The sequence below is a fragment of the Brevundimonas sp. genome (assembly GCF_031412435.1).
In the GTDB taxonomy this organism is placed as follows: Bacteria; Pseudomonadota; Alphaproteobacteria; order Caulobacterales; family Caulobacteraceae; genus Brevundimonas.
In genome coordinates, this window is record NZ_JANODA010000063.1 from 61,402 (window position 1) to 72,946 (window position 11,545).

The window sequence follows — 11,545 nt, forward strand, 5'->3', positions numbered from 1 at the left end:
CGATTATTCCGCCGCAGACGTTGAAAGGACCAAATGGTCCCTCGGAACGGAGCGCTTCAGGATTTCTCCCCGAAACGCGCCACGCCTGCGTGTGAAGTGGGCGGGCATATAGGCGAGGCGGGCCGGAAAGGCAAGCGAAGTCCCGGCATGAGAAAGGGCGGTCCGTTCGGACCGCCCTTCTCGTTATCCCGGGTTCGTCCCGTTCTAGATCGCGTCGAGCATGCGCTGGGCATGGTCGCGGTGCACAGTGACCTTGGGGATGATCTCCATCGCCAGGGCGGCCAGGCCCGCGGTCTCGGTGTGGTCCTTGAAGCCGTTCAGCAGGGTCAGGGCCTCATTGTGGGCAGCGACCTGCTGGGTCAGCCAGACCCGGTCGAAGTCGGCCGGGGCTGCCGCGTTCAGGTTGTCGATCATGCCCTGACGGCGCTCGTCCAGTGCGGTCGGCAGGGTCGTGTCAGCGGCCTCCGTGGGTGCAATGGTCTTCAGCTTGGCGGTCGAGGCCGTGTGGTCCGACTTGATCATGCCCGCGAGCTCGTCGATCCCTGTGGTCGACGACCTGGCCATGGCGATCTCTGCGGACTGCAACTCGTACATGTCCGAAACGGCCAGCGAGGTGACGAAACCGCCGGCGGTGTTCGCGCCGAGGGTCGCGGCCGAGGTCTGGCCGACAGGTCCCGACATAGCGTCCTGCGCGGCGTTGACGGTGGCTGCCGCGTCGTCGGCCGGATCATCGGATTGGCTGCAGGCGCCCAACAGGGCAAGAGTGGCGGCGCCGGCGAGAAGCATGCGTGTCATGGAATAATCCTCCGTGGTTAGCCGTCGTAACCGGGGCGGACCACCTTGGGTTCCAATGTCGGATAGAGGACCCCAACGCGGCTGGAGCGCTCACACAGCCAACGGCGGTCGCCCCCAGGGCGTCAGTTCTCCGCCGCCAGCGCCAGCAAGGCGCGGTCCATCACCTCGGTCGCCGACCCGGCCGTCGACGGTCGGTCGTTGGCGTAGATCGAGAAGACCAGCGTCCGGCCGCTGGCTGCGGTGAGGAACCCGGCCAGGGCGTTGACGCCGTTCAGACTGCCGGTCTTGGCGAAGATCCGGCCTTCCAGCGGCGTGCTGACGAACCGCCGTGCCAGGGTCCCGTCCCTGCCGCCGACCGGCAGGGTCGCCCGCCAAGTCTCGCCCCAGGGCTGGCTCATGGTCCACAGCAGGAAGGTGGTCGTCGCGCGCGGGCTGATGCGGTTATAGACCGACATGCCCGAACCATCGTTCAGATCGTAGGCCGCACGCTCGACGCCCGCGTCCGCCATCAGGGCCTCCACCTCACCAAGCCCGTCGGCGCGCGAACCGGAGCCCTCGATCAGGCCCAATCGACGCAGCATCAGCTCGGCGTACAGGTTCTGACTGGACTTGCCGATGCGCCGGAGACTGGCCGTAAGAGGCTGCCGAGTCAGGCGCGCGACCTCCACGCCGTCCGCTTCGGCCGCCCGATCCTCGTTCATGCCCGCGCGCGCGACCGGGTCGTCCGCCAGTGTCAGCGGGCGGTGACGCGCCCGGACGCGCCCCTCGATCACGACCCCGCGTTGCTCCAGAAGGCGGCTGAATCTGGCCGCCGCCAAAGCGGCTGGATCGTCGATCCCGATCCGTAGCGTGATCGCGGCCCCCTGTACCGGCATCCGGCCATAGAGGCGAACGGCGTCCGACCCTGGCCGCCGGTCCAGCCGCAGATCGGCCTCTCCCTCAGCGACCGTGATCGCCTCGGTCTGCAGAACCAGAAGATCGTCGCCCGCCCGCCATGCCGTTTGCAGCGGCCCGCCGGCTGCCTCGCCGGGCGACACCTCCAGAAGGACGACATTGTCATTGACGGTCAGGGCCGAGACGGCCGTTCCGAACGACGTCTGCATGTCCTCCCAGCTCCAGCCAGGGCCCCATCGCTCGTCGGGATAGAGGCTGTCATCTCCGATGACGTCGCCGACACTTCGGGCGCGGGCCGCGACCGCGTCGGCCAGTTCGGCGAGGCATGTCACGATGCAGGCCGGTCCGTCGCCCAACAAGGGATCGCCCGCCCCGATCAGGGCCACGTCCGGAGCTCCGCCGCCGGCGCGCCGCTCCAGCCTGACGGACGTCCCGTCATCGGGGTCGGCCGCATCAAGGTCTTCCAGCCGGGCGAAGATGGCGGCCGTAGTGAAGATCTTGGCATTGGACGCGGGGCTGAAGCGATCGTCGGCCCGCACCTCAGCGATCGTCTCGCCTTCGGACGTCACAGCCAGAAGTCCCCAGCGCGTGCCGCCAAGCGCCGGATCGTCCAGGATGGCGACCATCGACGGCTCAATCGCCACACGGCCCGCCCCTTGGGACGCACAGGCGCCGAGCGAGAGACCGAATCCCGCGAACAGCACCCACAACGCCGCGCCCAGGCCGGGCTTCAAGCCCCGTCGGCGAACGCCCATCCCGCTTCTCCGCCGTGTTTCAGATCGTATGCAGGCCGTCGTAGCGCATCGTCGGGGCAACGCTGAACGGTTCGATATCGGTCAGGCAGCGGACATTTACGGCGATATTGACCTTGCCGTCCGGGCCGGCGCCCTCCCCGTGGGTTTCGACGCCGCAGGTCTTGCAGATGAAGTGCCGGATCTTGCGTGTGTTGAAGAGGTATTCCTGGATCGCGTCCTCGCCCTTCAGCAGGCGAAAGGCCGAGGGCTCCACGAAGGTCAGCCAGACACCCGTTCGGAAACAGTGAGTGCAGTTGCATTCCATGACCATCGACAGGTCCGTATCGACCTCGAAGACGACGTCGCCGCAGTGACAGCCTCCGGTGTGTGTCTCAACTTCGGCCATGGTTCCCTCTTCCTGATCAGGCATCTTCCAGCATCAGCACGCCCGGCGCCGACTTCAGCGCGCCTCTCAGCGCCCCGTCCAGCCTGTAGCGACCCGGCAGGCGGACCTCGACCTCGCGCCGCCCATCCAGCGAGGCGATCAGGGTGATTTCCCCGCCCTTGCCTTGAGCCAGAGCCCGCGCCAGCCGCGCCTGTATCGCCGCCGGGTCGGTGGATCGCGCAGAGACGTGAACCCGCAGCCCCACCGAGGCGTCGTCCACCAGCGCGTCCAGCTTCGAACAGTCGTCGCCGAAGAACCGCACCTCGCCGTCCGACGACTTGGCCCGGACCCGCACCATCAAGGCGGCGCCGACCTCCAGCAGTTCCCGGCATTTTCTCAGCTGCTCCGGCGGGAACAGACATTCGAACTCGCCGGTCGGGTCCGAGAAGGTGACGAAGGCGAATTTCTCGCCCGACTTGGCGCTGGCCCGCTCCTGACGACGACGGACGACGCCCGCCATCATGAAGGCGTCGTGGCCCTGTTCAGCGCGCTGCACCGCCTCGGCGACGAAGGTCACGCGCTTGCGCCGCAGAGCCCCCTCCATGTCCTCCAGCGGGTGGCCGGAGAGGTAGAAGCCGACGGCCGACAGTTCCTGGTCCAGCCGTTCCGGCCCGACCCAAAGGTCCACGCTCTTCAACCGGGGACGCGAGGCCGCAGCCTGATCCGCGCCGAACAACGACACCTGCGACGACGTCCGGTCCGCCGCCACGCTCTGGCAATAGGCCATCAGCACATCGGCCTGTTCGAACAGCTGACGCCGGTTCGGGTGGATGCTGTCGAAGGCCCCCGCCTTGGCCAGGCCTTCCAGCGCCCGCTTGTTGACCGCGCGCGGGTCGACCCGTTCGAGGAAGTCGAAGATGTCGGCGAACCGCCCGCCGGTCTCGCGCACCTCGACGACGTGCTTCATGGCCTCGAGGCCCACGTTGCGGATGGCGCCGAGCGCATAGAGGACCGCGCCCTTGCCCTCGTCGTCCCACGCCACGTCGAAGTCGGCGGAAGAGGCGTTCACGTCGGGCGCGCGCACCGGCACCTCGAACTTCCTGGCGTCCTGATAGAAGACCGCCAGCTTGTCGGTGTTGGACAGGTCGAGCGACATCGAGGCGGCGAAGAACTCGACCGGGTGGTTCGCCTTCAGCCAGCCGGTTTGATACGAAATCAGCGCATAGGCGGCGGCGTGCGACTTGTTGAAGCCGTAGCCGGCGAACTTGGCCACAAGTTCGAAGATGCCGTCAGACTGCTGTTCCGGCACGGACTTTTCGGAGGCGCCCGCAATGAAGCGCGCCTTCTGGATGTCCATCTCCTCCTTCTTCTTCTTGCCCATGGCGCGTCGAAGAAGGTCGGCCTCGCCGAGGCTGTAGCCGGCCAGGATCTGGGCGATCTTCATCACCTGTTCCTGGTAGATGATGACGCCATAGGTCTCCGACAGCGTCTCCTGCAGGGACGGATGCAGGTAGTCGACTTCCTGTCGCCCGAACTTGCGGTCGATATAGGTGTCGATCATCTCCATCGGCCCGGGCCGGTACAGGGAGATCAGGGCGGTGATCTCCTCGATGGAGCCGCAACGCATCTTGCGCAGGGTGTCGCGCATCCCCTGCGATTCCAGCTGGAACACGCCGACCGTCTGACCCGAGGCCATCAGCTCATAGGTCGACTTGTCGTCGAGCGGCAGCAGGTTGAAATCCTGCGCAGCGCCTCTGCGGCTCAGATAGCCGTGCGCCCGGTCCAGCACCGTCAGGGTCTTCAGGCCCAGGAAGTCGAACTTCACCAGACCCGCAGGTTCGACCCATTTCATGTTGAACTGGGTGGCCGGAATATCCGAGCGCGGGTCCTGATAAAGCGGCGTCAGCTCGACCAGGGGCCGGTCGCCGATGACGATGCCGGCGGCGTGGGTCGAGGCGTTGCGGTACAGGCCCTCCAGCTCCAGCGCCGTCGCCAGCAGGTTCGCCACCGACTTCTCGGCGTCGCGCGCCTCCTTCAGGCGCGGCTCGATCTCGATGGCCTGCGCAAGCGTCGTCGGATTGGCCGGATTGTTGGGCACCATCTTGCAGAGCCGGTCGACCTGACCCAGGGGCATCTGCAGCACCCGGCCGACGTCGCGCAGCACCGCTCGCGCCTGCAGCGTGCCGAAGGTGATAATCTGGGCGACCCGGTCCTTGCCGTAGCGCTCCTGGACATAGGTGATCACCTCCTCCCGCCGCTCCTGACAGAAGTCGATGTCGAAGTCGGGCATGGAGACCCGTTCGGGGTTCAGGAACCGCTCGAACAGCAGGCCGAACCGCAAGGGGTCCAGATCGGTGATGGTCAGGGCCCAAGCGACCAGAGACCCGGCGCCGGACCCCCGCCCCGGCCCGACCGGGATCCCGTGCGACTTGGCCCATTTGATGAAGTCCGCCACGATCAGGAAATAGCCGGGGAAGCCCATCTGGGTGATGATCCCGACCTCCCACTCCAGGCGGGTCCAGTAGTCGGCCTCGGGCGCGGACGGTGTGACCTGTCTCAGACGTGCCTTCAGACCCTCGCGGGCCTGGTGCATCAGTTCGTCGGGCTCGGTCCGGCCGTCGCCGGCGTCGAAGCGCGGCAGGATCGGCGGGTGGGTCTTGACCAGGAAGGCGCAGCGTCGCGCGATCTCGATCGTCGTGTCGCAGGCCTCGGGCAGGTCGGCGAACAGGGTCCGCATCTCCGCCGCCGTCTTGAAGAAATGCTGGTCGGTGATCCGGCGGCGATCCTCCTGACCGGTGAAGGCGCCGTCGGCGATGCACAGCAGGGCGTCGTGCGACTTCGCCTGGTTCTGCTTCGCGTAGTGGACGTCATTGGTCGCTGTCAGCGGGACGTCGTTGGCATAGGCCCATTCGACCAGACCGCGCTCGGCGGCGGCCTCGTCCGCCAGACCGTGCCGCTGCAGCTCGACGTAGAACCGGTCGCCGAACACCCCGGCCATGGTCGCCAGCGCATGGGCGGCCTCGCCCGGCTTGTTCTGCACGAACAGGGGATCGACGGGGCCGTCCGGACCGCCGGACAGCAGAATCAACCCTTCCGAATGGGCGACGACCTTCGCCCAGGGCACGTGCGGCTCGTCATCGCCCGCATCGAGATAGGCCGAGGACGACAGGGCGCACAGGTTCCGCCAGCCGATCTCGCTCTGGCAGATCAGGACGATGGTCGGGACCTTGGCCCAACGCTCTGCCCGCTTGCCGCCGATGCCGGTGACCGGAAGCGCACAGGCGATCAACGGTTGAACACCGACGCTCTTCGACGCCTCGGAGAACTCCAGCGCTCCGAACAGATTGACCCGGTCGGCCACGGCCACGGCGGGCATGCCCGCATCGGCCGCCAGCCTGCCGACCTTGCCCGCCTTGATCGCACCTTCCAGCAGCGAATAGGCCGAGCGCACCCTCAGATGGACGAAACCGGTCTCTGAGGGGGTATCGGTGATGGCCTGAACCTCGAGCGCAGGCCGGAGGCGACTCATCTCGCCAACAGGGCGACCTGCCACACCATCCAGACAAAGCCGCCGCACGATGCAAGCGACAGCGCTTCCCGAACCACCCGTGTCATCGTCTTATCCCCAGATTGCGTGTTCCGGTATTGTTCTATGTTGTCTGTTTGTTCTCGTCAACAGGACCTGTGAACCGATGGCGACGCGCCGTGGAAAGGTCTAGGTTCAGCGGAGACATGGGGCCGCCCTTCCGGCGGCACGCGTCAGGAGTACCGGTCATGGCCAAGGGTCAAGTGAAGTCGAACAAGGAAGTCCGCAAACCCAAGGCGGAGAAGCCCAAGCCGGCCGTGTCCGTCGGGACCTCGCCCTTCACCCAGCCGCCCGGCAAGAAGTAGACGTCAGCCGCGCGAGCGCTCGACCGTATCCACGCTGGGATTCGCCCTCAGCGCGGCGATGATGCTGGTCGCGTGCTTCGCGTCGGCGACCTCGACGTCCAGGTCGACGTCGAAGAAGTCCGACTGCCTGTGGGCCATCTTCAGGTTCAGGATGTTGCCGCCGGCCTCGCCGATCACCGTCGCCACCTGACCCAGCACCCCCGGCGCGTTCTGGATCGTGGCGCGCAGGCGGGCCGTGCCCACCACCCCCTGCTCCGCCTGCGGCGTCCACTGCAGGTCCTGCCAGACGCTGTCGTCGTCGGCGAAATCCGCCAGCTTCTGGCAGTCGATGACGTGGACGGTCAGCCCCTTTTCGGGCTCCAGGATGCCGACGATCCGGTCGCCCGGCACCGGGGTGCAACAGGCGCCGAAATGGATGCTGACGCCCGGCGTCAGGCCGCCGCCGCGCACGAACAGCCGCGCCTGGGCGTCGGCGATCTTCTTGCGATCCGTGCCGGTCGTCAGCGTCCCCTTCAGCGACGGGAACAGGATTTCGACGACCCGGTTGGCCTGAATTCGCCCCCGGCCGATGGCGTCGAACAGGTCTTCCTGCGTGCCCGTGGCGAGGGTCTCGACCACGGCCTTCAGCGAGACATCGGCCAGCGACTTGCCCGCGCGCGTCAACGCCTGTTCCAGCGTCGTCTTGCCCAGCTTGTGGAACTCGTCCCGCTCTGACGAGCGGATATGGCGACGGATCGCCGAGCGCGCCCGGCCGGTGACGGTCAGGCTGCGCCAGTCCGCCGGCGCCTCGCGTTTCTTGCCGCGGATGACCTCGACCACATCGCCGTTCTGCAGCGCCGTGCGCATGGGCTTGAGCTCGCCGTTAATCTTGACCCCGACCGCCGTGTCCCCGACCTCGGTGTGGACCGCATAGGCGAAGTCCAGCGCCATCCCGCCGCGCGGCAGGGTGATAAGGGCGCCCTTGGGCGTGAAGACGAAGACCTGGTCCAGGTACATCTCGAGCTTGGCGTGCTCGACCCAGTCCTCGCCCCCCTCTCCGTGCTCGATGACCTGCACGAGGTGACGCAGGTTCTGCAGCGGGTCGCGCCCGCCGTCCTTCTCCATCGCCTCCTGGTCGAATCCGTAGGACTGGTTCTTGTAGGCCCAGTGCGCCGCCACCCCGTCCTCGGCGACCCGGTCCATGGCCTCGGTGCGGATCTGCATCTCGATACGCAGGCCGCCCGGTCCGACCACGGTTGTGTGCAGCGAACGATAGTTGTTCGACTTGGGCGTCGAGATGAAGTCCTTGAACCGCTCTGGCACCATCGGCCAGGCGCGGTGAATGACACCCAGCGCCCGGTAGCAATCGTCCTCGAACTCGACCAGCACCCGGAAGCCGTAGATGTCCGACAGGGACGAGAAGCCGACCGACTTGCGCTGCAGTTTCCTCCAGATCGAATAGGGCGTCTTCTGCCGACCATAGACGCGCGCGGCGATGCCCGCCTCGCTGAGCACCTGCTGGATCTCGGCGGCGACGCCTTCGGTGGCGTGGCCGTGTTCGAGCTTCAGCGCCTCCAGCCGCCGCTCGATGGCGGTCCGGGCCGTTGGATTCAGATGCTCGAAGGCCAGTTCTTCCAGCTCGGAGGCGATGGAGTGGATGCCGATCGACCGGCCCAGCGGCGCATAGACCTCCAGCGTCTCGCGGCTGATCCGCTCACGCTTCTCCGGCTTGACGTACTTCAGCGTCCGCATGTTGTGCAGACGGTCCGCCAGCTTGACCAGCAAGACCCGCACATCGCGGCTGATGGCTAGGATGAATTTGCGCAGGTTCTCGGCCTGGCGCGTGTGCTCGGCTTGCAGTTCCAGCCGCGACAGCTTGGTCACCCCCTCGACCAGAACCGCGACCTCCTCGCCGAACATGCGGGCGATGTCGTCGCGCGTGGCCGAGGTGTCCTCGACCACATCGTGCAGCAGGGCCGTGACGATGGTGGCCGTGTCCAGCCGGTAGTCGGTCAGGATGCCCGCGACCTGGATCGGGTGGGCGAAATAGGGGTCGCCCGAGGCCCGCAGCTGCGAGCCGTGCATCTTCATCGCATAGACATAGGCCCGGTTCAGCAGGGCCTCGTCGGCGGTGGGATCATAGGCCTTGACCGCCTCGATCAGCTCGAACTGGCGCAGGACCGGAATGCGTTTCGCCGCCGGCTGCGGAGCCGACGGCGATACGATGTCATTGGCAATGTCGTTCGCCGGCGGGATCGAACCGGACCGCGCCGGGAGGATGGTGATACCGTTGGCGGGTTCCGCCGTCAGTAGCGTTCCTCCTGGCCGCCGTCCCGGTCGCTCTGCAGCGCGCGGATCAGTTCGGCCTCGGCCATGTTCATGTGCTGCGGCTCGGCCAGCAGACCGACGATTTCCGCCTCGTCCTCGGCTTCGGTGCGCTCGTCGACGCGCTGCAGGGCGACCACGACGGTCTCCAGCAGTTCGGCGGGAACGACGGTGTCCTCCGCGATCTCGCGCAGGGCGACGACCGGGTTCTTGTCGTTGTCCCGATCGAGCGTCAGGGCGGCCCCGTTGGCGATCGCGCGGGCGCGGTTACCGGCCAGCAGGACCAGTCCGAACCGGTTCGGCACCTTCTCGATGCAGTCTTCGACAGTGACGCGAGCCATGAATTACCTCGGGCGGGGGGAGAACCGCGTTGCATACAGATAGGTGTGCATTTGTGCAACGCCACATCTGCATTCCGAGGGCGGCGCTTTTGCGGCGCTCAACTCAGAGGGCGAGCATCGATGCCCACCGTTGCGCCGGCGCTGAGTGTGCTCGCGGTCGTGGTCAGCACCGGATGGCGCCACTCCGGCGCGATCTCCGCCAAGGGCCCCGTGACGAACAGCCGGTCCGCCGCCCTCGGATGCGGCAGGATCAGCCCCTCGCAATCCCCCTGCGAGCGGCCATAGGCGATCAGGTCCAGATCCAGGGTCCGGGGCGCGTTCACCGCCGTGCGTCGGCGTCCGAACGCCTCCTCGATCCGGCCTAGCGCCGCCATCAGGGCGTGGGGATCATGGGCGGTGCGGACGATCGCCACGCCGTTCAGGAAGGGCGGATCGGTCGGATCGGGCCAGGCCTGCGACGCCCACCAGCTGGAGCGAGCGACCACATCGATGCCTTCGGACCGGAACCGGGCCAGCGCCGCCTCCAGAGCCTCATGGCACGAAGACCACACCCCCTTGTCATTGCAGCCCAGCGCGACGATGACCGCCATGTCCAGATCCAGGTCGTCGTCGATATTGACGCTGACCGCTTCAGGTTCTGTGACCGATTTCGGGGGCACGATTTCCATGAGACTCTATCCGACCGACCGCCTGGCCCTCTTCATCGACGGGGCCAATCTCTATTCGGCGACCAAGGCCCTGAACGCGGACATCGACTTCAGGAAGATGGTCGATGCGTTCCGGGAGAAAGCCGTCCTGGTTCGCGCCTGTTATTACACGGCGGTGACCGAGGGCGAAGAGTTCTCTCCGATCCGGCCCCTGATCGACTTCCTCGGCTACAACGGCTTCACCTTGGTGACCAAGCCGGTGAAGCGGTTCACGGATGCCCAGGGTCACACCCGGACCAAGGGGAACATGGACATCGAGATCGCCGTGGACATGCTGGAGCTGGCCCCGCGCATCGACCACGCCATCCTGTTCTCGGGCGACGGCGACTTTCGCCGGGTGGTCCAGGCGGTGCAGTCGAAAGGCGTTCGCGTCACCGTCGTCTCCACCCTGAAGAGCCAGCCGCCGATGATCGCCGACGAACTGCGGCGCCAGGCCGACGACTTCGTCGATCTGGTAGACCTGCTCCAGGACTACGGCCGCCCGCGCACGCCCGGCACGACGCCGACTGTCCGCACCTTCGACCGGGACGACCGCGCATGATCCCCGAGCCGCCCCGCGATTGCCCGCTCTGCCCCCGCCTCGTCGCCTATCGAGAGGAGAATAGGCGCCAGAACCCCGACTGGTTCAACGGCCCCGCCCCGTCGTTCGGCGATCCGGACGCCCGGCTGCTCGTCGCGGGCCTCGCTCCCGGCCGCACGGGCGCCAACCGGACGGGCCGTCCCTTCACCGGCGACGGCGCGGGCTGGATTCTCTACCAGACCCTGACGAAGGCGGGCTTTGCGACCGGCGTCTACGATGCGCGGCCCGACGACGGGCTTAAGCTTGTCGATTGCATGATCACCAACGCCGTCCGCTGCGCCCCGCCGCTGAACAAGCCCCTGCCGATCGAGGAAAAGACCTGCCGTCCCTTCCTCATCGACCGTCTGGCCGCCCTGCGCCGCCTCAAGGTCATCGTCACCCTGGGCGACGTGTCGCGAAAGAGCGTGCTGAAGGCGCTCGGCGCCCCGGCCTCGGCGATGGCCGCCGGACATGGGGTTCAGGCCCGGGTCGGCGGCTACACCCTGATCAACAGCTATCACTGCTCACGGCTCAACACGAACACCGGGCGCCTGACGCCTGAGATGTTCGAGGACATCTTCCGACGCGCCCGCGCCGCCATCGACGCTGACCCCGCCTAGGGGACTGTTGTTGGCCGGACACACCGAATCGGCGAGTCCGGCTCCAGCCGATCCGGATCGGAACACTGCCGCGCAGCTTCCGTTTGGGGGTCAGAGGGAGCTTTTCAATGCGCAAACAGACCACCAACAAGGCTCAGCTGTTCACGTCGGGTGAACGCCAGGTCGCCGGGCTGGCGATCCTGACGGCGGTCGTTGTGACGCTGTCCGGTCAGGTCGTAGACGCGATGATGCGTCCGTCGCTGGGTCTCTATGACACCCACCGGACGACGGTCGCCTCGGTCCAGAACGTGGTCGACGCCCAGCCGTTGGGCTGAA

11 protein-coding genes are annotated in these 11,545 nt (G+C 66.9%); 4 read left to right on the forward strand and 7 right to left on the reverse strand.

Going from position 1 to position 11,545, the window contains the following annotated elements:
* Nucleotides 1-204 precede the first annotated feature (204 nt).
* The 4 genes from RMO01_RS12430 to dnaE form a co-directional block, all read right to left on the reverse strand.
* Entirely contained in the window at nucleotides 205-795 is a 591-nt protein-coding gene (locus RMO01_RS12430) for a DUF4142 domain-containing protein (protein WP_309629373.1), read from the reverse strand.
* A 122-nt stretch (nucleotides 796-917) separates the two neighbouring features.
* The gene (gene dacB, locus RMO01_RS12435; RefSeq protein ID WP_309629374.1) at nucleotides 918-2,444 is read right to left on the reverse strand and encodes a D-alanyl-D-alanine carboxypeptidase/D-alanyl-D-alanine-endopeptidase; all 1,527 of its coding nucleotides are present in this window, start codon (nucleotides 2,442-2,444) and stop codon (nucleotides 918-920) included.
* A 19-nt stretch (nucleotides 2,445-2,463) separates the two neighbouring features.
* Nucleotides 2,464-2,829: a GFA family protein gene (locus RMO01_RS12440; protein ID WP_309629375.1), complete on the reverse strand. Its 366-nt coding sequence runs from the start codon at nucleotides 2,827-2,829 to the stop codon at nucleotides 2,464-2,466.
* A 16-nt stretch (nucleotides 2,830-2,845) separates the two neighbouring features.
* Complete coding sequence (gene dnaE, locus RMO01_RS12445) at nucleotides 2,846-6,337, reverse strand: DNA polymerase III subunit alpha (protein WP_409013077.1); 3,492 nt, start codon at nucleotides 6,335-6,337, stop codon at nucleotides 2,846-2,848.
* A 245-nt stretch (nucleotides 6,338-6,582) separates the two neighbouring features.
* On the opposite strand from dnaE, the gene RMO01_RS12450 reads away from it, so the two are divergent.
* Nucleotides 6,583-6,699: a hypothetical protein gene (locus tag RMO01_RS12450; RefSeq protein ID WP_303695797.1), complete on the forward strand. Its 117-nt coding sequence runs from the start codon at nucleotides 6,583-6,585 to the stop codon at nucleotides 6,697-6,699.
* A gap of 3 nt (nucleotides 6,700-6,702) precedes the next feature.
* Here the strand turns inward: RMO01_RS12450 and RMO01_RS12455 are convergent, their stop codons facing one another.
* The 3 genes from RMO01_RS12455 to folK all read right to left on the reverse strand — a co-directional run bounded on the left by RMO01_RS12455 (nucleotide 6,703) and on the right by folK (nucleotide 9,934).
* Nucleotides 6,703-8,916 (reverse strand): bifunctional (p)ppGpp synthetase/guanosine-3',5'-bis(diphosphate) 3'-pyrophosphohydrolase, encoded by a 2,214-nt coding sequence (locus tag RMO01_RS12455; RefSeq protein WP_309629403.1) that lies wholly within the window; start codon nucleotides 8,914-8,916, stop codon nucleotides 6,703-6,705.
* Nucleotides 8,917-8,984: 68 nt separating this feature from the next.
* The gene (gene rpoZ, locus RMO01_RS12460; protein WP_298163127.1) at nucleotides 8,985-9,344 is read right to left on the reverse strand and encodes a DNA-directed RNA polymerase subunit omega; all 360 of its coding nucleotides are present in this window, start codon (nucleotides 9,342-9,344) and stop codon (nucleotides 8,985-8,987) included.
* 98 nt (nucleotides 9,345-9,442) lie between these two features.
* Entirely contained in the window at nucleotides 9,443-9,934 is a 492-nt protein-coding gene (gene folK, locus RMO01_RS12465; RefSeq protein ID WP_309629404.1) for a 2-amino-4-hydroxy-6-hydroxymethyldihydropteridine diphosphokinase, read from the reverse strand.
* Nucleotides 9,935-10,010: 76 nt separating this feature from the next.
* Here folK and RMO01_RS12470 point away from each other — a divergent pair, with 76 nt between their 5' ends.
* The 3 genes from RMO01_RS12470 to RMO01_RS12480 all read left to right on the forward strand — a co-directional run bounded on the left by RMO01_RS12470 (nucleotide 10,011) and on the right by RMO01_RS12480 (nucleotide 11,544).
* Complete coding sequence (locus RMO01_RS12470; protein WP_309629376.1) at nucleotides 10,011-10,592, forward strand: NYN domain-containing protein; 582 nt, start codon at nucleotides 10,011-10,013, stop codon at nucleotides 10,590-10,592.
* Nucleotides 10,589-11,230 (forward strand): uracil-DNA glycosylase, encoded by a 642-nt coding sequence (locus RMO01_RS12475; protein ID WP_309629377.1) that lies wholly within the window; start codon nucleotides 10,589-10,591, stop codon nucleotides 11,228-11,230. The genes RMO01_RS12470 and RMO01_RS12475 overlap by 4 nt, the downstream gene beginning before the upstream one ends.
* 107 nt (nucleotides 11,231-11,337) lie before the next feature.
* Entirely contained in the window at nucleotides 11,338-11,544 is a 207-nt protein-coding gene (locus RMO01_RS12480; protein ID WP_309629378.1) for a hypothetical protein, read from the forward strand.
* Nucleotide 11,545 lies beyond the last annotated feature (1 nt).